Consider the following 20,468-nt stretch of genomic DNA (forward strand, 5'->3'; position numbering starts at 1 on the left):
AGGGCGCCGGGCCGCTCAGTCGCCCCGCACGCGCGCGTGCAGATGCATGTCGTGCCAGCCGTCCGCGTGCAGGATGGCGCTGCGTTTCGTGCCTTCGAGAGCGAAGCCGGTGCGCGTGGCGACCCGGCAGGACGCCTCGTTGCGGACGGCGTGCAGAAGCTCCAGACGGTGGAACCCGACCTCGTCGAGCGCCCAGCGGGCGAGCGCGCTCGTGGCCCGGGCGGCGACGCCCCTGCCCCGTGCCGCCGGGACGGTCCAGTACGCCACCTCCGCCCCGCCGTCGTCGAGCCGTATCTCGCGCAGCGCCACGCGTCCGAGCAGCGCGTGCGAGTCGGCGTCGGCGACGGCCCACTGCGCCTCCCGCTCCTCCTCCCAGGCCCGGTGCCAGTCGTCGATCCAGCCACTGACCTCCGCCTCGGAGTCGGCGGTCCGGGCATGCCACTGGTGCATCACCGGGTCCTGGAACACCGCGTACACCGCGGGCGCGTCTGCGGCCCGCCAGGGGCGTATGAGCAGGCCGTCGCCGGTGGACAGGGTGGGCTGCGGACGGCCTGCGAGAGTCCCGGCGGTCAGGACCGGGCTGATGAGGAAGGGCATGCCCGCATCCTGGCAAGCGAGGGGGGGAGCAGTCCCAGTGGTTTTCCGTCCGGGTGCGGTGGCCTCGTACGCTGGGCCGCGATGAGACGACGCAGGACCAGGATCCCGCCCGCTCCCCTGCCGCAGCGCCACGGGGTGGACCCGGTGCGTGTGCGGTTGCCCGCCGAGGGCCCGTGGGCCACGGTGCGTGAGCATCTGGTGGAACGGCTCACCGGGGCGGGTGACGGGGTCGTCGACTCGATGTTCGAGGCGGGGCTGGTCGTCGGGGCGGACGGGCGGGCCGTGGCGGCCGACGCGCCCTACGCGCCGGGGACGTTCGTGTGGTTCCACCGGGACCTGCCCGAGGAGGTGCCGGTGCCCTTCCCGCTGGAGGTCGTGCACCGGGACGAGCACATCGTCGTCGCCGACAAGCCCCACTTCCTCGCCACCACACCGCGTGGCGGCCATGTCGCCGAGACCGCGCTCGCCCGGCTGCGCCGGGAGCTGGACCTCCCGGCACTCACCGCCGCGCACCGTCTGGACCGGCTCACCGCCGGACTCGTGCTGTTCACCGTGCGCCCCGAGGAACGCGGCGCCTACCAGACGCTGTTCCGCGACCGGCTGGTGCGGAAGGAGTACGAGGCGGTCGCGCCCCACGATCCCGGACTCGCGCTGCCCCGGACCGTACGCAGCAGGATCGTGAAGGAACGCGGGGTGCTCACCGCCCGGGAGGTGGCGGGCGAGCCCAACGCCGTCAGCCGCGTCGAACTCCTCGAGCACCGTCCGATCGAGGCCGGCGGACTCGCCCGGTACCGGCTGGTGCCCGGCACCGGCCAGACCCACCAGCTGCGCGTGCACATGACCTCGCTGGGGGTGCCGATCCTCGGCGACCCGCTCTACCCGGAGGTGACCGGGCCCGTGCCGGCCGGTGACTACCGGCGCCCGTTGCAACTCCTGGCACGGGCCCTGGAGTTCACCGACCCGGTCACGGGCGAGGCGCACCGGTTCCGCAGCGGCCGGGAGCTCGCCGCGTGGGCGTCCTACGACCGGTGGGCCGCCGGGACGTACGACGGCCCGAGGGGCGGTCAGTAGCCACGCCACCAGCGCAGGAAGCGCGGCCACACGCCCTTGGGGCGTACGGGTTCCGCCACCGGCGACTGCGCCTGCACCTGTGGGTGCGCCGGGGCAGACTGGTGCTGCGGCTGCGCCTGCGGCTGCGGTTGCGCGGCGGCCGGGGCCGGCTGGGGCTGCGGCTGGACGGTACCGATCTGCCAGTCGGAGCGCTGGGCGGGAACGTGGTTGTGGTTCGGCGTCTCCGTCACGTCCTGCTGCGGCTTGGGCAGGAACTGCACCGGCAGCGACACGAGGTGCCGGGAGGCGATGGACGCCGTCCAGCGCAGTTCCTCCTCGTCGCAGTCGAGTTCGACGTCCGGCAGTCGCATCAGCAGGGCGTCGACTCCGACATCGGCGATGGAACGGCCGATGTCCTGGCCCGGGCACTCGTGCGGGCCGCCGCCGAAAGCGAGGTGGGAGCGGTTGCCCTGCATGCTGGCCGACAGGTCCGGCCGCACCCGCGGGTCGACGTTGGCCGGGAGCGGGGCGAAGAGGAGCCCGTCGCCCCGGCGGATCCGCTGCCCGCCCAGCTCGGTCTCCTGTTTGGCGAAGTAGGCGAAGACCGTGCTGAACGGCGGCTCGTTCCACAGCGACTGCTCCACGGCCTCCGGCACCGTCATCTGGCCGCCGTTGAGCTGAGCCCGGAATCGCGGGTCGATCAGCACCGTGAGCACCACGTTGGACAGCAGGTTGGTGGTCGCCTCGTAGGCGGCGAAGAGCACCAGGCGCAGATGCTCCCTGACCTCGTCGTCGCTCAGCCGGGCCGGGTGGGTGATCAGGTAGCTGGCCAGGTCCTCCTCCGGCCGGGCACGGCGCCGGGCGGTGAGCCGGCTCAGCGCGTCCATGACGTAGGAGTGGCTGGCGATCGCGGTCTCGGTGCCCTTGAGCGCGTCGCGGGCCGCCTCGACCAGCCGGTCGTTGTAGGCGTCGGGCATGCCGAGGATCTCGCACATCACGGCCATCGGCAGGTGCTCGGTGAACTGGCTGACGAGGTCGGCCTCGCCCTTCTCGCAGAACCGGTTGACGATCGCCTGTGTGCTGCGGTTGATGTAGCGGCGCAGGCTGCGGAAGTCGATGGTCGAGATGGCGCCCATGACGGCGCCGCGCAGCCGCTTGTGCTCGTCGCCCTCGGCGTGTGAGGCGATGGGCTGCCAGGCGATGTGCGGCATCAGCGGGTGGTCGGGCTTGACGAGGCCCTCCCTGAGCGGGGTCCAGATGCGGCTGTCCCGGCAGAACTGCGAGGGCGAGCGCACCATGTGCAGGTTCTCGGCGTGGCCGAGCACGATCCACATGGGCACGTCGTCGTGGAGCAGCACGGGCGCCACGGGGCCGTGCTCCTCCCGCAACTGCTCGTACAGCGCTCCCAGGTCCTCCGACTCGTGCAGCCGGTGCAGTCCCCCGGGGCCGAGGCCGTGCGCGGGGCAGCCGGGGGGCGGGCCGGTCCGGGCGGCGTCCGTACCGGTCGGGGCGTGGGATTCAGGCGTCACAGTGGTCGCTCCGAAACTGAGGTAGATCCATGTGTATGGGGGGAGGGGGAAGGTGGGGGCCCGGGATCAGGTGAGCGAGCCCGTCATGGCGAGCGAGTGCAGGAAGCGCATGAGGGTCATCAGGACGTCACGGCTGGAGGCCCGCCGTCGCGCGTCGCACTCGATGATCGGGATGTCCGAGGTGAGGTCGAGGGCCGTGCGCAGCTCCTCGACGGCGTAACGGGGGGCGTCGGGGAAGGAGTTGACGGCGACCACGAACGGCACGCCGCGCTCCTCCAGGCGTCCCATCACGTCGAAGCTGACCTCCAGCCGGCGGGTGTCGACCAGCACCACCGCGCCGAGCGCGCCCTCGAACAGGCCGTTCCACAGGAACCAGAAGCGCTGCTGTCCGGGTGTGCCGAAGAGGTAGAGCACAAGCTGCTCGGTGATGCTGATCCGGCCGAAGTCCATGGCCACGGTGGTGGCCGTCTTGGACGCGGAGCCGAAGTTGTCGTCGACGCCGATCCCGGCCTGTGTCATGGTCTCCTCGGTGGTCAGCGGTGTGATCTCGCTGACCGAGCCGACCATGGTCGTCTTGCCGACGCCGAAGCCACCCACGATCACGATCTTGGCCGCGGACTGTGCCGTGTGGGGCAGCTGGTCCTCGGCCCGGGGGCCCGGGATGGTGTCAGAGCCGTTGAAGTCCATTCATCACCGCTTCGAGGAGGGAACGATCGGTGCGTGACTGGCGGACGATCGGGGCGCGCGCCTGCACCAGTTCCGCCGTCAGCAGTTCGGTGAGCAGGACGCCCATCGCGCTGAACGGCAGGTGGAGGTAGGCCGAGAGCTCGGCCACGGACAGGGGGGCGGCGCAGAGCCGGAGCAGCGCCGCCTGCTCGGGAGAGGCGGAGGGCGGCGGGTCCGCGGCACGCGCCACGATTAAGGTCACCAGGTCGAGCTCGGCCCGTTCACCGTCCGGACCGGCCACCACGTACATCCGCTCCGGGTTCTTGACCTGGCCCTCCTGGGGAGGCTGCGGGGACGGTTCCGGTGCGGGGTCGCGCCTCTGGCGTTGCGGAGGCGTCATACGATCTGCCCGTTCCGCCGGGGCGGAGTGGTGAGATGGCCACCGATCCGGACGACCAGATCGCGCATCATCGCGCTCATCCGGCCGGGTTCGCACCGCACGTCGGAGAGGACCGCGAGGAACGCGTTGGCGCCGGCGTCCATCAGGTAGAAGTAGCCCCGGTCGATCTCGATCATGACGAGCTTCATCTCGCCGTCGCCGACGGTGAGTTCCTGGCAGATGCTGCTCGCGAGGGACTGCAGGCCGGCGCAGGCCGCGGCGACCCGGTCGGCCGCGTCGGGCTCGCCGCCGTAGCGGGCGATGCGCAGACCGTCGGCCGAGAGCACCACGATCATCTCGATGCCCGGCACGCCGTCGGCGAGCTGCTTGAGCATCCAGTCGAAGTTGCCTCGCTGCTGGATCACTTGAGATCCCCCTCCTCGTCGGCCTCGATGGGTGCCGGATCGTTGATCAGGTGCAGGTACTTGGTCGGGTTCCGGATGAAGTCGGTCGGGTGGGTGCCGGGTTCGATGCCCTGCTTGAGTCCCTCCCAGAAGGCTTCGAGGCCCTTGCCGGGCGCGTCGGGGGCCGACATGTCGCGCAGCGGCTTGGGCTCGGGCTCCTGTGTCGCCCAGGGGTTGTACTCGCCCCGTTCGGCGGCCTCCCGGTCGGCCTTGTCGTAGGCGGCCTGCTGGGCGAGTCGCTCGGCGAGCGGTGTCTTCACCCGGCTGCGGCGCTGCGGCAGGCCGTTCGTCGTCCACTCGGTGACCTCGGGGACGTCGTCGTCCTCCAGGGAGACCGTGGCGGGGATCTTCGGGCTGGTGGGGCGGCGCCGCTTGGGGGCACGCTTCGGGCCCTCGGGGATGCCGACCGTCATGGGGATGCCGGTGGCGCCGATGCCGTGGGCGAGTCCGACACCCGGCTCGTGGGTGATCATCTCGCTCGGCACGATGAGGATGGCGCGAACACCGCCGTACGCGGAGGCGCGCAGCGAGACCTGCATGTTGTACGCCGTGCAGAGGCGGCCCACGACGGCCAGGCCGAGGCGCGGGTGCTCACCGATGTCCTGGAGGTCGACGCCCGCCTTGGCTGCCTCCAGCATGCCCTCGATCCGGGCGCGTGCCTCCTCGTTGAGGTTGACACCGCCGTCCTCGATCTCGATGCAGACTCCGGTCTGCACCTCGGTCGCGGTGACGTGCACCTTGGTCTGCGGCGGCGAGTAGCGCGTGGCGTTGTCGAGGAGTTCGGCGGCGGCGTGGATGACCGGCTCGACGTAGATGCCCTTGACGCTGACCTTGGCGATGGAGGACAGCTGGATGCGCCGGTACTCGAGGATGCGCGACATGGCGCCGCGCAGCGTGCTGTACAGGGAGACCGCTTCGGGCCACTGGCGTCCGGGTCGACCGCCGCCGAGGACGGAGACGGAGTCGGCGAGGCGCCCGATCAGGGCGTTGCCGTGGTCGATGCGGAGCAGGTCGTCGAAGACCTCGGGGTTGCGGCCGTGGTCCTCCTCCATCTCCCGGAGCTCCTCGGCCTGCTGATGGATGATCGCCTGGACGCGGCGGGCGACACTGACGAAGGAGCGCGCCGCGGCATCGCGCATGGTCACTTCGTAGTCGACGATCTTGAGCAGCTTCAGCAGCGTCTCGTGCTGCGGCGCCGGGAGGTCCCGGTAGGCGGGGTTGGCGAGGCCGAGCTTGCGAATCACCTCCCTGGGGGATTCTCCGGTGCGCAGCAGATCGAGCGCCGCGGGGATGATCTCCCTGGAGAAGCGGATCAACTCGTGCTCGTGGGCGGCGATCCGCTGTTCCAGGGACGCGCTGTGACGGGCGTGCTCGCCCCGCTGCCTCCGCAGGGCACGGCCGCGGCGCACCGCCTCGGCCGCCGTCGCGATCACCAGCACGGTGGCGATGCCACCGCACCAGCCGACGGCGAGCCGGGCCGGCGCCGTCACCAGGGCGACGGCGGCTCCGGTCGCCGCGGCCATCACTATGGCCGGCAGCAACAGCACGCGCGCGTAGGGCAGTTCGCCGCGACCGGGAGGGGATTGAACACTCACCATGAAGGCCTTCTGAAAAAGGGGGTATGCCAGGGAACGGCAGGACACTTCCACACATGGGGGAACAAGCGCACGAATTCATCTCAACCCGGTGCGCTGCGGGCGAGCTTAGTCCGACCGGATCATCGCCGTGTCATATTCAGCGACTGCCAGAAACCGGACGCGGAGGGATAGTACGCTCAGCCGTTTACACGCTGCGACATCGTTCGAACACAAGGAGTAGTTGCGAACGGGTATACGAAAGTCCCTCACCGCTACGAGTGAGGGACCTTCAGAACAACGCACATTCAGGGGCGCGGGGAACTGCGCGAGCAACCACGAACCACCGGCACCCGCGCGACGACATCACCCCACCGACGAGTAGGCCACCACACCTCGCAGCAACAGATCGACGCCCTTACGGGCGTTCTTCACCACCGAAGACCCTTGCGGCGCCGCCGCGGCGATCTGCCCCAGCACATCGATGACCTGCTTGCACCACCGCACGAAGTCCCCCGCCGGCATCTCCGCCTCACGCAGCACCTCGTCCAGCCCCTTCCCGGAGGCCCACATGTACGCGGCCCAGGCGAACCCGAGGTCCGGCTCACGCTGCCCGACCCCCTCGGTCTGGGTGATCCGGAACTCCTCCTCCAGCGCGTCCAGCCGCCCCCAGATCCGCACCATCTCACCCAGCGCGGCCTTGGCCTTCCCGGACGGCAGCTTGGGCGCCATCGCGTCGTCCGCGACCCGCGACTCGAACACCAACGCCGAGACACACGCCGCCAGTTCAGCGGGGCCGAGCCCCTCCCAGACACCCTCGCGCAGACACTCGCTGGCGAGCAGGTCGAGCTCGCCGTACAGCCGCGCCAGCCGCTTGCCGTGCTCGGTGACCTCGTCGGCGCGCAGGTAGTCCAGCTCGGTCAGCAGCGCGACGATGCGGTCGAAGGTCCGGGCGATGGTGTTCGTACGGCCCTCGATCCGGCGCTCCAGCTGCGAGGTGTCCCGCAGCAGCCGGTGGTAGCGCTCGGCCCAACGGGCATGGTCCTCACGGTCGTTGCACCCATGACAGGGGTGCGCGCGGAGCGCGGTCCGCAGCCGGGCGATCTCCCGGTCGTCGGCCGCCTGGGAGCGCCGCTTGCGGTGCCGCTCGGCCGGGATGTGCCCGGCCTTGGTGCGCAGCGCGGAGGCGAGGTCCCGACGGGACTGCGGGGAACGGGGGTTGAACGACTTCGGGATCCGCATCCGCTCCAGCGGCTCGACCGGCACCGGGAAGTCGATGGACGCCAGCCGCTTCACCTGCCGCTCGGCGGTCAGCACCAGCGGGCGCGGCCCGTCGTGGTGCTCGAAGCCGCGGTGGCCGTTGGAACGGCCGGCGGGCAGGCCCGGGTCGAGCACCAGCGCCAGGCCGGCGAACTTGCCGGTGGGCACGTGGATGACGTCACCGGGCTTGAGCTTCTCCAGCGCGACGGCGGCCTCGGCGCGCCGCTGTGCCGCGCCCTGCCGGGCGATCTCGTTCTCCCGGTCCTTCAGTTCGCGGCGCAGCCGCGCGTACTCCTCGAAGTCACCGAGGTGGCAGGTCATGGAGGCCTTGTAGCCCTCAAGACCCTCCTCATTGCGCTGCACCTGCCGGGAGATCCCGACGACCGACTTGTCCGCCTGGAACTGCGCGAAGGACGTCTCCAGCAGCTCACGCGAGCGGTGCCGTCCGAACTGCTCGACCAGGTTGACCGCCATGTTGTACGACGGCTTGAAGCTGGACCGCAGCGGGTACGTGCGCGTGCCGGCGAGGCCCGCCAGGTGCTCGGGGTTCATGGCCCGCTGCCACAGCACGACGGCGTGGCCCTCGACGTCGATGCCGCGCCGTCCCGCACGACCCGTCAGCTGCGTGAACTCGCCCGGCGTGATGTCCGCGTGCTGCTCGCCGTTCCACTTGACGAGCTTCTCCAGCACCACCGAGCGTGCGGGCATGTTGATGCCGAGTGCGAGCGTCTCGGTCGCGAACACGGCCTTGACCAGGCCGCGTACGAACAGTTCCTCGACGACCTCCTTGAACGTCGGCAGCATGCCCGCGTGATGGGCGGCGATGCCGCGCTCCAGGCCCTCCAGCCACTCGTAGTAGCCGAGGACGTGCAGGTCCTCGGCCGGGATGGACGCCGTGCGCTCCTCGACCAGTGAGCGCACCTGCTCGCGTGCCTCCTCGTCGTTCAGCCGGAGCCCGGCGTACAGGCACTGCTGGACCGCCGCCTCGCAGGCGGCCCGGCTGAAGATGAAGGTGATGGCGGGCAACAGCCCCTCGGCGTCGAGCCGCTCGATGACCTCGGGCCGGCTCGGCGTCCAGATGCGGGACCGCTGTCTGCGCTCACGCTCGCGGTCGGCCTCGCGCATCGACCGACCGCGCCGGCGGTCCTGGTACGACGGCCGGCTCGCCTCCATGCGCGCCATGCGCGTGAGGTCGGGGTTGACGGCTCTCTTGCGGCCCTCGCCCTCCTCGAACAGGTCGTACATCCGCCGTCCGGCCAGCACGTGCTGGAACAGCGGCACGGGCCGGTGCTCGGAGACGATCACCTCGGTGTCGCCGCGGACCGTGTCGAGCCAGTCGCCGAACTCCTCGGCGTTCGACACCGTCGCCGAGAGGGAGACCAGGGTGACCGATTCGGGAAGGTGGATGATCACCTCTTCCCAGACGGCTCCGCGGAACCGGTCGGAGAGGTAGTGCACCTCGTCCATCACCACGTACCCGAGGCCCAGGAGGGTCTGCGAACCGGCGTACAGCATGTTCCGCAGCACCTCGGTGGTCATCACGACCACCGGGGCGTCGGAGTTGACGCTGTTGTCGCCGGTGAGCAGGCCCACCTTCTCCGTGCCGTACCGGCGGCACAGGTCGGCGTACTTCTGGTTCGACAGCGCCTTGATGGGGGTCGTGTAGAAGCACTTCTTGCCCTGTTGGAGGGCGAGATGGACGGCGAACTCGCCGACGATCGTCTTGCCGGAGCCGGTGGGCGCGGCGACCAGCACGCCCTTCCCCGCATCGAGCGCCTGGCAGGCCTCGATCTGGAAGGGGTCGAGGCCGAAGTCGTACATCTCGCGGAAGGACGCGAGCGCGGTGGCCTGCTCGACAACACGCTTGCGTGCTGCCGCGTACCGCTCGGCCGGTGAGAGATCCTCTGTCATCGTGCTTTCGAGCGTACCGGGCCCCACTGACAACAGGACGATCATTATCCCGATCCGATCCTGTGAAACCTGGGATCGGCGCAGCTCAGGGGCCGACGACCCGTACGCCCCCGCGTACGCAGCGCGCGCTCAGCGGCAGCGGGCCCAGTGGCTCCCCATCCGCGTAACCGGTGATCCCCTCGGCGGCGATCTCGACCCGTGCCGCCCGCAGCACGGTCACCTTCGGATGTTCGACATGCGTCCCCCGGTACACCTGCGGAAACACCCGCAGCAGCGTCGAACGGCCGCAGTCCCCGACCACCGTGACGTCGAAGAGCCCGTCGGTCAGGTCGGCCCCGGGGCAGATCCGCATGCCGCCCCCGTACGACGAGCCGTTGCCGACGGCCACCAGTGTCGCCTCGACCTCGCGGACCTCGCCGTCGTCGAGCCGGATCCGGTACGGGACGGGCCGGAACGCGGCCAGTTCGGCGATCATCGCGAGGTCGTATCTGAAGCGGCCGGCGGGCCACCGCATGCGGTTGCCCCGGTCGTTGACGCGGGAGTCGAAGCCGGAGGCGAGGACGGTGCCGAACCAGCGGTCGCCCACCTGACCGAGGTCGATGTCGCGGAGGCGGCCGCACTTGAGGGCGTCGGCGATCATGCGCCCGGCGGCGGCCGGTTCACGCACGGGCAGGCCGAGGGCGCGGGCGAAGTCGTTGCCGGTGCCGACGGCGACCAGGCCGAGCGGGGTGCGCGTGCCCGCGACGGCCCGCAGGGCGAGGCCCGCCATGCCGTCGCCGCCGACGGCTATCAGCGCCCCGGTCCCGCCCGCGACGGCGGCCCGCGCGCGGGTGAGGGCGTCGGCCGCGTCCTCCCCGAGCACCGTGCGCACCGAGAAGCCGGCCGCCCGCAGAGCGGAAGCGGCCGGCTGCGCCGCGCGGGCGCCCCGGCCGCGGCCCGCGGTGGGGTTGACGAAGAGGGTGATCTCGCTGGTCACGGGACCGACCCTATGAGCTGCCCGCGGATCTTCAGGTCACGTCGTCATAACCGTTGACCCGGTCCGACCGTTCCGAGCTCGCCTGCTCGGGCAGAGCGGCCCGGCCGGTGGTCACGGGCTCGATCTCGCCGATGTCCTCAGGCGTGAGATCCAGTTCCGAGGCCTCGTCGTCGTCCGGGCCCAGGGCCTCGCGGCGGCTGCGGCGACGGTCGTTGAGCAGGGAGAAGGCGACTGCGCCGAAGTACAGGATCCAGATCGGCCCGGCGAGCATCAGCATGGTCAGCGGGTCGGTGCTGGGCGTGGCGATGGCCGCGAAGACCGTGATGGCCATGATCATGCCGCGCCACCAGCCGAGCATCCGCTTGCCGCTGAGCGCCCCGGTGAGGTTGAGCATGACCAGCAGCAGCGGCAGCTCGAAGGAGAGGCCGAAGACGAGCACCATCCGCATGACGAGGTCGAGCAGGTCGTCCAGCGGGAGGAGGTTGGATGTGCCGCCCGGGGTGAAGTCGAGCAGCACCTTCGCCGAGGTGGGCAGCACCGTGTAGGCGAAGTAGGCGCCCGTGATGAACAGCGGGGCACCCGTGGCGACGAAGGCGTACGCGTACTTCTTCTCGTGCCGGTGCAGACCGGGGGCGACGAAGGCCCACAGCTGGTAGAGCCAGACCGGTGAGGCCAGCACCACACCGGCCATCAGCGAGACCTTCAGCGCCAGGGTGAAGGGGGCGAGCAGACCGTTGATGGTGATCTGCGCGCACGGCTTCGCGTCGGGCCGCGAGTTCGCCAGTTCCGCGAACGTCTTGTCACAGCCGACCGAGTCGAGGATCGGCTTGGTGATCAAGTTGATGATGTCGTTGTAGAAGAAGGCGGCGACGACCGTGACGACGACGATCGCCAGCATCGCTTTGGCGAGCCGGTTGCGGAGCTCGCGAAGGTGCTCCGCGAGGGGCATCCGCCCCTCGGGGTCCTTCTCCTTCTCCTTGCGGGCAGACTTCAGCAACCCACGTTCCCATCTCGTGCGGCGGGCCGGAGGTCACCGGCCCTGCGTCAGCGCTTGGTCGTGTCCGTCGGCTCGTTGACCGGGCGGGAGCTGGTCACGTCGCCGGGCGCGGACTGGATGGTGCGCTGCGCGGGCTGCTCGTCGTTGTTGGGCGGACCGGCCGGGGTGGTGGACGACTTGCCGTCGTCCTTCATCGCCTTGGCCTCGCTCTTGAGGATGCGGGCGGACTTGCCGAGCGACCGCGCCATGTCCGGAAGCTTCTTCGCGCCGAACAGCAGGATGATGACGACGAGGATGAGAATGATCTCGGGGGCTCCGAGCCTTCCGAACATAAGTCTTTACCTTCTCACCGAGGCGGCTGTGGTGGGGTGCTGTCCGACCGGTCGGACATGTGTCCGAACGATCGTGCTGACAGCGATCGTAACGCTCAGGGGTAAACGTGAGGCAATCCCTCTGCATCCCCTGTGCGTACTCCCGTCCGCGACCAGTGCCTCGTTAACCGGGCCGCGACCAGCAGAGTACCTGTACGAACCGGCGAGGTGACAGGGCGAACTGTCCCGAAACGCAACTCACAGCCGCCTGCTCCGTGACTCACAGGGCGTCCACGGACCGGGCCGCGCTCTCCGCCGCCCGTTCCAGGTCCTCGGCGGCCCGGTTGATGCGCCGCGCCGAGTCCGTGACCTGCCTGCCCAGACGCTGTGCCTCGACGAAGACCCGTACGGCGAGCACCCCCAGCACGGCGAGACCCACGAACCCCAGAGCAATCGCGAACATCGGCCAGAACATGACGTCGAGCCTAGACCGTCCCGGACGGTCGGACGGCCCGCCCCTCTAGAGGGTCGAGTGCAGCCGCAGGGTCCGCACGCCGCCGCCGGTGAGCAGCTCCACGATCCGCTCCCCCGCGGGCTTGCGGACCGACGCACCGCACTCCGGGCAGGTGAACGAGTAGAACGTGGTGCGGCTCGAGGCGCCGATGGCGAGGCGCAGCGCACCCGCGGCGAGCTCGAAACGCTCCCGGCAGTCGGGGCAGCCGGCCCTGAACATCACCGGGGACACGCCTCTCATCCCGGCGAACGCGGACTCCACCGTCATGCCCCGCGCTCCGGACGACGTCACCGACTCGCTCACAGCCCTCGCTCCTCTTCCTCGGGTCGTTGGACTCCGGGGCGCCACGGCCGGGCCTGGGTACGGCCGGTCCCGTGGATTGCCGCGCCAGGGGCGAACCGGCCGAAGGGCGGCACCGACCCCGGCCTGCGGGACCACAGGCGCCCGCTTTCGGGGCAGGCCGCCCCATGCGCTCCCGCCTCCCGGCACGGTGCGCCGTGACGGCTCACGTACGCCCGCCGTCCGGCCCGGCCTGAGTGGCGTGCGCCGGACGCGGCCCCTGCGGCCCGGAGGTCCCGGCCGCCTCCACCACGCCGGGGGCCCGGGCCGATTCGATTCCGTCGTACGCCGCCAGCGCCTCGCGGGCCGCCTGCCGGGCGCTCTCCGCGAGCTCGGGCGGCGACACGATGCGGCCGTCACGCCCCAGCCGCAGCGCGAGGCGGCGCAGCGACGCCGGATCGGGGGTCCGCAGAGTGATACGCAGCCCGCCGTCCGACAGCTCGTCCGCACTGTCGTGCGGGTAGTACTCGGCGACCCAGCGTCCGCCCGGACCGACCTCGACGACGACCTCGGGGTCCTCCGCGGCGGGCTGCACCAGCCCCTCCGACAGGTCCCGCAGCTCGACCTCCGGCGGCGCCGACGGCTCGTCCAGGATCCTGATCTCCGCGACCCGGTCGAGCCGGAAGGTGCGGCGCGCCTCGGAGCGGCGGCACCAGGCCTCGACGTAGGTGTGACCGACGCTGACGAGGCGGATCGGGTCGATCTCCCGCTCGGTGACCTCGTCCCGCGCGGGCGAGTAGTAGCGGATCCACAGCCGCCGGCGCTCGGCGATCGCCCGGTCGACGTCCGCGAAGACACCGCCCTCGGACTCGAAGGTCACCGACAGGCGGGAGCTGGCACCCGCCGCCTCGCCGGCCGCGGTCTCCACCTTCGCCGTCGCGCGCAGCAGCGCCTGACGGTCGCTCTCGCGCAGTCCGGGCAGCGTGGCCACGGCCCGGGCGGCGACGAGCAGGGCGGTGGCCTCGTCGGCGGCCAGCCGGAGCGGCTCGGCCGCTTCCGCGGCGAGGGCGGCCGGGTTGTGCCACCAGATGCGCTCGCCGTCGGTGTCGATGTCGAGCAGGTCGCCGCCGCGGAAGCTGGTGCCGCACATGGGCAGCACGTCGAGGTCGGAGACCAGTTCGTCCTCGGTGATGCCGAAGGCACGCGCGACGTCCTCGACCCGCGCCCCGGGGCGCTCCCTCAGATAGGTCACCAGGGAGAGCATCCGCCGGGTCTGGTCGATGGCGTTCACGGGCCTGACCGGTTTGCCTGCCACTCTCGTCCGCTCCCCCTCAGCCCTTGGCCACGGCTCGCAGCCGGTCCATCACGTCGGCCCGCAGCTCGGCGGGCTCCAGGACGACCACGTCCGGCCCGAACTCCACCAGCCAGGCGTCCAGCCCGTGGCCGTACGGAATCTCCAACTCGTCCCAACCGTCACCGAGTTCCCGTACGGCGGTGGCCTTCGCCCGAAGGGGGTACCCCGCGTCCGAACGCAGCCGGATCCGCGCCGAGCGGTCCGCGATCTCCCCGGCCCAGCTCGCGACGGTCTCACGGACGGTGACGACATCCGGCACGTCAGCGGTGTACCGGCCGCTGCGCGAACGGACCTTGCCGGTGATCCGGGACAGCCGGAAGACGCGCTCGGCGCCCCGGTCGCGGTCCCAGCCGGCCAGGTACCAGTGGCCACGCCAGCACTCCAGCGCCCACGGCTCGACATGCCGCTGCTCGGGGTGGGCGGCGGTGGCCTTGCGGTAGTCGAACACGACCGGCCGGCGGTCCCGGCAGGCGAGCATCAGCGGCTCGAACGCCGCCTCGTGCACGGGGATGCGCGGCTCCAGCGCGCCGTGCGGCCCGTAGGGGTCGACGTCCTCGGGGAGCCCCGCCGCGCGCAACTTCTGCAGAGCGCCGCTGGCCGCGCCGGCGAGCCGGGCCTGCTGCCACACCTTGGCGGCGAGTCCGAGCGCCGCGGCCTCCTCGGCGTCCAGGGTGATGGGCGGGAGGCGGTTGCTGTCGCGGCGGGCCAGGTAGCCGATCTCGCCCTCGAGGCTCTCGACGGTCTCGATGACCAGTCCGAGTTCGCGCAGGTCGTCCTTGTCGCGCTCGAACATGCGGTTGAAGGAGTCGTCGTGGCCGGTGGCACCGTTGCCCGGCCCGAAGGCCTCGACGTAGGCCTCGATGGAGTCACGCAGCTCGCGCTTGCTGAGCGGCCGTCGCGTCCCGAGCAGACACAGCGCCAGGTTCATCAGCCGCTCGGCCTTGGCAATGGCCATCGACGCCCTTCGCCTCCCTATGGTGCTTGACGACGATGACCGTACCGCCCCGCGGTGGCACGGCAAAGCCGAGGGCCCATGCCCGAACAGGCATGGGCCCCACATGATCGATTCTGTTCGAACCTTGCTCAGACCCCGAGCAGGTCGACCACGAAGATCAGCGTCTCGCCCGGCTTGATCAGAGGGGACGGGCTCTGGTTGCCGTAGGCGAGGTGGGCGGGGACGGTCAGCTGGCGACGGCCGCCGACCTTCATGCCCTGCACGCCCTGGTCCCAGCCCTGGATGACCCGGCCGCCGCCCAGCGGGAAGCGGAAGGGGGTGCCGCGGTTCCAGCTGGCGTCGAACTCCTCGCCCGTGCTGAAGGAGACACCCACGTAGTGCACGGTGACGGTCTGGCCCGCCTGCGCGACCGGGCCGTCGCCTTCCCAGATGTCCTTGATCTCGAGGTCCGCCGGGGGCTCGCCGCCCGGGAAGTCGATCTCGGGCTTGTCGATGCTCACGTCTCTAGCTCCTGCTTGTCTGCGAAAAGGCGAACACGCACAGTCTTACATCCCACGCACGTCACAGCTTCGCGAGGATGTCCACCGAGAAGACCAGCGTGGAGTCCTTCTTGATGCCGCTGCCCTGGGGCGGGTTGTCCCCGTAGCCCAGCTTCGGCGGGATGACGATGAGGACACGGCTGCCGACCTTCTTGCCGGTGAGGCCCTGCGCCCAGCCCTTGACGACCTGCTGGAGCGAGAACGACACCAGCTGCTTGTTGGCGTACGAGGAGTCGAACTCCTTGCCGCCGTCCCACAGCACACCCTTGTACTGCACGAGCACGCTGTCATCGGCCGCGACCTTCTCGCCGTCGCCCTCCAGGACGTACTCCGCGACGAGCTTCGTCGGGGCGTCCGCCTTGGGCACCTCGATGCTGGGGGCCTTGCCGTCGGTGTTGGTGCCGACCTTGGGCAGGTCCGCGTCGTCCTGGGCGGCCTTCGCGCCGTCGGCGGAGCTCTTGGAGTTGAACGTGTCCTGCACGTCCACGACGAAGACCAGCGTGTCGGTGCCCTTGATGCCCGCCTGCGGGTTGCCCTGCGAGCCGTAGCCCCAGGTGGGCGGGACGGCCATCTCGACACGGCTGCCGGCCTTCTTGCCGGCCAGCGCGTACCGCCAGCCGTCGATGATCCGGCCCTGGGAGAGCTGGATGGCGAGGCGGGTCTTGCGGTCGTAGGAGTTGTCGAAGACCTTGCCGGTGCTCCAGACCTGGCCCAGGTAGTTCGCCACGACGAAGTCGTTCTCCGCGACGGTCTTGCCGCTGCCCGCGATCAGCGTCTTCACCGCCAGCTGCTTCGACGGCTCGCCGCTGCCCTTGGCGATCGTCGGCTTCTCGTCGAACTTGGTGCCCGCGGTGACCGCCGGCAGCGGACCGTCCACGATCTTCGGCGGCGGGGCCGCGGACGGGGCCGACGCCGAGGGCGACGGGCTGTCGCTGGCCTTGCTCGAGTCGGACTTGTCCTCACCGCATGCGGCGAGCGTGGTCAGTCCTGCGGGAACAGCGATGAGAAGTGAGCGTCGGCGCACTGTGGGGGCCTCGTAATCAATCGATCTTCTGATGGCGTGCGCGCAACTCTACGGCGTGAGCGGGGCGCCGCACTGGTAACGTACGGCGCCCGTGTGGCGTTCCGGCGATTTCCTCGCCGGCGCGTTTCCTCACATTCCGGCGATCAGCTTCTCCACCCTGTCGTCCACGGAGCGGAACGGGTCCTTGCACAACACGGTCCGCTGGGCCTGGTCGTTGAGCTTGAGGTGGACCCAGTCGACCGTGAAGTCACGGCGCTGCTCCTGGGCCCGGCGAATGAAGTCGCCCCGCAGCCGGGCACGAGTGGTCTGCGGCGGAACGGACTTGCCCTCGAAGATCTTCAAGTCGTTGCAGACCCGGGCCGCCTGGCCCTTCTTCTCGAGCAGGTAGTACAGGCCACGACGGCGGTGGATGTCGTGGTAGGCGAGGTCTATCTGCGCGACCCGCGGATGCGACATGGTCATGTTGTTCTTGCTGCGGTACCGCTCGATGAGCTTGTACTTCATGACCCAGTCGATCTCGGTGCCGATACGGTCGAGGTCCTCGGTCTCGATCGCGTCCAGCGTCCGGCCCCACAGCTCCAGCACGCGCTCGACGGTGCCGGTGCGGATGCCGCGGCGCTCGCAGAAGTCCAGCGCCTTCTCGTAGTACTCGCGCTGCACCTCCAGCGCGGAGGCCTCCCGGCCGCTGGCCAGGCGCACCTTCCGGCGCCCGGTGATGTCGTGGCTGACCTCGCGGATCGCCCGGATCGGGTTCTCCAGGGTGAGGTCCCGCATCACCGTGCCCGCCTCGATCATGCGCAGCACCAGGTCGGTCGCGCCGACCTTGAGCAGCATGGTCGTCTCGGACATGTTGGAGTCGCCCACGATGACGTGCAGTCGCCGGTAGCGCTCGGCGTCCGCGTGCGGCTCGTCGCGGGTGTTGATGATCGGCCGGGATCGGGTCGTCGCCGAGGAGACGCCCTCCCAGATGTGCTCGGCGCGCTGGCTGACGCAGTACACGGCCCCGCGCGGCGTCTGCAGCACCTTGCCGGCACCGCACAGCAGCTGCCTCGTCACCAGGAACGGAATGAGAATGTCCGCGAGCCGGGAGAACTCCCCGTGCCGGGCGACCAGATAGTTCTCGTGGCAGCCGTAGGAGTTGCCCGCCGAATCGGTGTTGTTCTTGAAGAGGTAGACGTCGCCCGCGATTCCCTCCTCGTGCAGGCGTCGTTCGGCGTCCACCAGGAGTCCTTCGAGAATGCGCTCGCCCGCTTTGTCGTGGGTGACCAGTTCGATCACGTTGTCACATTCCGGTGTGGCGTATTCCGGATGTGAGCCCACGTCGAGATAGAGGCGGGCGCCGTTTCGCAGAAAGACATTGCTGCTGCGGCCCCATGACACGACACGGCGGAAGAGGTACCGCGCCACCTCGTCAGGAGACAGGCGGCGCTGTCCCCTGAACGTGCACGTGACGCCGTACTCGTTCTCCAGCCCGAAAATGCGGCGGTCCATGAGGGAACATTACGCCCGATCCCCTGAACTGAAACGGGGTTCGAGGGCACGGTTTGGATCATTTTCCGAACCGGCCGCAACGACCCCTCCCCCGCCGGGAGCTGCGAGTACCCGCCCTGTGGCGGTCAAAACCAGCAGCGACACGCCACCCGCGACACCCGGCACGGCGAAGCCCCACAGGGCACCTCCGGCCTCGACGACAGGGCCCGCGACGCCCGTTCCCACCGAGTGGCCCACTGTGAACGTCGTCACCAGCCAGGAGAACGCCTCGGTGACGGTGCCGCGCGGAGCGTGCCGGTCGACCAGGACGAACGCGCAGGCGATGGCGGGCGCGAGGAAGACCCCGGCGAGCGCGGTCAGCGCCACCATGGGCACCGCCGCCGGCATCAGCATCAGCGGCAGGTAACACACCACCAGAAGAGCGACCAGCACCTGCAGTCGCCGCGCGGGCTCACCGGCCCACTGCCGGGCCCCGTAGACGGTGCCGCCGACCAGCGCGCCGAACCCCAGGGCGGCCATCAGCCAGCCGTACACCGCGTCACCGCCGTGCTCGTCCGCGTAGGGGACCGAGGCGACCGTGATGGACCCGAGCGCCATCCCGACGAACAGGAACGCCGCCAGCAGCGCCAGCAGCCCCGTCGAGCGCAGCGCACCCAGCCAGTGCGCCTCACGCGGCGCCGACCGCCACGCGCGCGAGGGCGGCGACACCACCACGGACAGCGCCCCCAGCACTCCCACGACGTTCAGCACGAGCAGCGCGGCCTGGGCCGACCACAGGGACACGCACAGGGTCACGAGCAGCGGCCCGACCGTGAACATCACCTCCTGGGCCACGGCGTCCATGGCGTACGCCGTGGGCACCTGGTCCTCCCCGCGCAGGACGGTGGACCACAGGGCCCGCAGCCCGCCCTCCAGGGGCGGCGTGAAGAGCCCGGCGGCGGCGACGGCGGCGTACGCGAGCGGCAGCGACCCGATTCCGGCGAAGGCGAACAGGGCCATTGCGAGCCCGGACAGGACGGACGCCGGCAACTGCACACGCGGCTGGCCACGCAGGTCCACGAGTCTGCCCAGCACCGGCTGCCCCACGGCGTTGGCGACGCCGTAGACGGCCGCCAGCGCCCCGGCCAGGCTGTAGGTCCCGCCCTCCGCCCGGACGAACAGCACGATCGCGATCGGCGCCGTGGCGCTGGGCAGCCGGCCCACGAGCGTGCCGACGAGCAGCCGGGCGGCGTGTCGCGCCCGAAGGATCTCCAGGTATCCCGTGGCCATGCCCCCACCCTAAGTTTTACGTATAACGTCAGAGGTCATACGTACCATGTCGGCTGTTCAGGAGTCCAGACGAAGGAGCACGCCGACGGTGGCACGAGGCAGCACCACCCGCCCCACGAGCCGGGACGTCGCCCAGGCCGCCGGGGTCTCCCAGGCGGCGGTCTCCCTGGTCCTCGGGGACAAGTGGCGCGGACGGGTCGCGGAGGCGACGGCGGAGCGGGTCCGCGAGGCCGCGCGCGAGCTGGGCTATCGCCCGAACCTGGCCGCGCGCAATCTGCGCCTGGGCCGCACGCGCACGGTTCTCCTGGTCGTCCCCGCCCTCACCACGGAGTTCTTCGCCGGCGTCTACACGGGCGCCGCCCGGGTCGCCGCCGAGCACGGCTTCGGCGTGGTCCTCTACCCCTCCCCCGAGGGCGTCGGCCCGGCCCGTGACCCGTTCGCCTCCGCGCAGGCCGCGCTGGACGGTGTGATCGCGTCCTCCATGGCCGCGGAGGCGCTGACCGCGATCCGGGGGGACCAGTTGCCGCTGGTGATGCTGGACAGTGACCCGGAGGGGAGCCTGGGGGCGGCCACGGTCAACCTCGACATCGCCGACGGGGTCCGCCAGGTGGCGGAGCATCTGCTGGCGCTGGGACACCGCCGCTTCCTCCATCTGGCGGCGGACGTCCCCTCCTGGACGTTCGAGGTGCGGGCCCGGGAACTGGCGGCGCGTGTGGCCGGGGTGCCGGGTACGTCGGTCGTCACGGCGCGCTCACCGATCTCCATCGAGGATGCGGTGGCCGCGACCGAGCGGGCTCTGTCGGAGCCGGGCCCCCGCCCCACGGCCCTCGTCTGTGACGACGACAAACTGGCTGCCGGGGCGTACAAGGCGGCCCGCCGGCTGGGGCTACGCGTCCCGGACGACGTGTCGGTCACCGGCCTGGACGATCTGGCGCTGGCCACGGCGATCGATCCGGAGCTGACGACGGTCCGGCTTGATGCGGAGCTCTTCGGGGAGCGGGGCATGGGGGCGCTCATGGCCGTCCTGGAGGGCCGGGCGCCCGAGGGTGGGGACATTCCGGTGCAGCTGGTCGTACGGGGCTCTACGGCACCGCCACGTTAGCTGTACCCGGCGTCTCCGCTGGGGCCGGGGCGTTGCGCAACCCGGCGAAGCGGGGTGCCGCTGCGCCCACCCGTGCCGCCCTTAGCGGCACGATTGCCCGCAGCTGAGCGGATCTGCACCCGCGTACGGCGAGAAGGGGACGTGTCGGGGGGTGTCCGCCCGCAGCGGTTGGCGCGTCAACGGACGGTTAGTCGGTATCCGACCCCATCGCGCCGTTCCGAGGACGG

At 70.8% G+C, this 20,468-nt stretch carries 20 protein-coding genes; 2 read left to right on the forward strand and 18 right to left on the reverse strand.

Going from position 1 to position 20,468, the window contains the following annotated elements:
• Window positions 1–15: 15 nt before the first annotated feature.
• Window positions 16–597 (reverse strand): GNAT family N-acetyltransferase, encoded by a 582-nt coding sequence (locus tag ABZ016_RS28730; protein WP_356919587.1) that lies wholly within the window; start codon window positions 595–597, stop codon window positions 16–18.
• Window positions 598–678: 81 nt separating this feature from the next.
• Here ABZ016_RS28730 and ABZ016_RS28735 point away from each other — a divergent pair, with 81 nt between their 5' ends.
• Complete coding sequence (locus tag ABZ016_RS28735) at window positions 679–1,668, forward strand: RluA family pseudouridine synthase (RefSeq protein ID WP_356919588.1); 990 nt, start codon at window positions 679–681, stop codon at window positions 1,666–1,668.
• Here the strand turns inward: ABZ016_RS28735 and ABZ016_RS28740 are convergent.
• The 17 genes from ABZ016_RS28740 to ABZ016_RS28820 form a co-directional block, all read right to left on the reverse strand.
• Window positions 1,662–3,176, reverse strand: a complete 1,515-nt coding sequence (locus tag ABZ016_RS28740; protein WP_356919589.1) for a cytochrome P450 — start codon at window positions 3,174–3,176, stop codon at window positions 1,662–1,664. The genes ABZ016_RS28735 and ABZ016_RS28740 overlap by 7 nt on opposite strands.
• A 66-nt stretch (window positions 3,177–3,242) precedes the next feature.
• The gene (locus tag ABZ016_RS28745; RefSeq protein ID WP_356919590.1) at window positions 3,243–3,863 is read right to left on the reverse strand and encodes an ATP/GTP-binding protein; all 621 of its coding nucleotides are present in this window, start codon (window positions 3,861–3,863) and stop codon (window positions 3,243–3,245) included.
• Window positions 3,844–4,242 (reverse strand): DUF742 domain-containing protein, encoded by a 399-nt coding sequence (locus ABZ016_RS28750; RefSeq protein WP_356919591.1) that lies wholly within the window; start codon window positions 4,240–4,242, stop codon window positions 3,844–3,846. The genes ABZ016_RS28745 and ABZ016_RS28750 overlap by 20 nt, the downstream gene beginning before the upstream one ends.
• Entirely contained in the window at window positions 4,239–4,646 is a 408-nt protein-coding gene (locus tag ABZ016_RS28755; RefSeq protein WP_356919592.1) for a roadblock/LC7 domain-containing protein, read from the reverse strand. Before ABZ016_RS28755 ends, ABZ016_RS28750 begins: the two co-directional genes overlap by 4 nt.
• The gene (locus ABZ016_RS28760; RefSeq protein ID WP_356919593.1) at window positions 4,643–6,283 is read right to left on the reverse strand and encodes an ATP-binding protein; all 1,641 of its coding nucleotides are present in this window, start codon (window positions 6,281–6,283) and stop codon (window positions 4,643–4,645) included. The genes ABZ016_RS28755 and ABZ016_RS28760 overlap by 4 nt, the downstream gene beginning before the upstream one ends.
• A gap of 342 nt (window positions 6,284–6,625) precedes the next feature.
• The gene (locus ABZ016_RS28765; protein WP_356919594.1) at window positions 6,626–9,475 is read right to left on the reverse strand and encodes a DEAD/DEAH box helicase; all 2,850 of its coding nucleotides are present in this window, start codon (window positions 9,473–9,475) and stop codon (window positions 6,626–6,628) included.
• 40 nt (window positions 9,476–9,515) lie between these two features.
• Window positions 9,516–10,406, reverse strand: coding sequence for a diacylglycerol kinase (locus ABZ016_RS28770; protein ID WP_356919595.1), 891 nt, complete (start codon window positions 10,404–10,406; stop codon window positions 9,516–9,518).
• A 31-nt stretch (window positions 10,407–10,437) separates the two neighbouring features.
• The gene (gene tatC, locus ABZ016_RS28775; protein WP_356919596.1) at window positions 10,438–11,403 is read right to left on the reverse strand and encodes a twin-arginine translocase subunit TatC; all 966 of its coding nucleotides are present in this window, start codon (window positions 11,401–11,403) and stop codon (window positions 10,438–10,440) included.
• Between the two features lie 47 nt (window positions 11,404–11,450).
• On the reverse strand, window positions 11,451–11,735 hold the full coding sequence (gene tatA / locus ABZ016_RS28780; protein ID WP_356919597.1) for a Sec-independent protein translocase subunit TatA: 285 nt from the start codon (window positions 11,733–11,735) through the stop codon (window positions 11,451–11,453).
• A gap of 259 nt (window positions 11,736–11,994) precedes the next feature.
• A complete protein-coding gene (locus ABZ016_RS28785) occupies window positions 11,995–12,189 on the reverse strand; it encodes a hypothetical protein (protein ID WP_190196777.1) in 195 nt (64 codons plus the stop codon).
• 45 nt (window positions 12,190–12,234) lie between these two features.
• Window positions 12,235–12,495, reverse strand: coding sequence for a hypothetical protein (locus ABZ016_RS28790; protein ID WP_356919613.1), 261 nt, complete (start codon window positions 12,493–12,495; stop codon window positions 12,235–12,237).
• Window positions 12,496–12,733: 238 nt separating this feature from the next.
• A complete protein-coding gene (locus ABZ016_RS28795; RefSeq protein ID WP_356919598.1) occupies window positions 12,734–13,822 on the reverse strand; it encodes a WYL domain-containing protein in 1,089 nt (362 codons plus the stop codon).
• Between the two features lie 16 nt (window positions 13,823–13,838).
• Complete coding sequence (locus ABZ016_RS28800) at window positions 13,839–14,816, reverse strand: WYL domain-containing protein (protein ID WP_356919599.1); 978 nt, start codon at window positions 14,814–14,816, stop codon at window positions 13,839–13,841.
• 128 nt (window positions 14,817–14,944) lie between these two features.
• Entirely contained in the window at window positions 14,945–15,316 is a 372-nt protein-coding gene (locus tag ABZ016_RS28805) for an FKBP-type peptidyl-prolyl cis-trans isomerase (protein WP_356919600.1), read from the reverse strand.
• A gap of 61 nt (window positions 15,317–15,377) precedes the next feature.
• Window positions 15,378–16,379, reverse strand: a complete 1,002-nt coding sequence (locus ABZ016_RS28810; RefSeq protein ID WP_356919601.1) for an FKBP-type peptidyl-prolyl cis-trans isomerase — start codon at window positions 16,377–16,379, stop codon at window positions 15,378–15,380.
• 129 nt (window positions 16,380–16,508) lie between these two features.
• On the reverse strand, window positions 16,509–17,870 hold the full coding sequence (gene pafA / locus ABZ016_RS28815; RefSeq protein WP_003989115.1) for a Pup--protein ligase: 1,362 nt from the start codon (window positions 17,868–17,870) through the stop codon (window positions 16,509–16,511).
• Between the two features lie 9 nt (window positions 17,871–17,879).
• Window positions 17,880–19,139, reverse strand: a complete 1,260-nt coding sequence (locus tag ABZ016_RS28820) for an MFS transporter (protein ID WP_356919602.1) — start codon at window positions 19,137–19,139, stop codon at window positions 17,880–17,882.
• Window positions 19,140–19,185: 46 nt separating this feature from the next.
• Between ABZ016_RS28820 and ABZ016_RS28825 the strand changes: the two genes are divergently transcribed.
• Window positions 19,186–20,241: a LacI family DNA-binding transcriptional regulator gene (locus ABZ016_RS28825; RefSeq protein WP_356919603.1), complete on the forward strand. Its 1,056-nt coding sequence runs from the start codon at window positions 19,186–19,188 to the stop codon at window positions 20,239–20,241.
• Window positions 20,242–20,468 lie beyond the last annotated feature (227 nt).

This window comes from Streptomyces sp. NPDC006372, assembly GCF_040612515.1.
GTDB lineage: Bacteria > Actinomycetota > Actinomycetes > Streptomycetales > Streptomycetaceae > Streptomyces.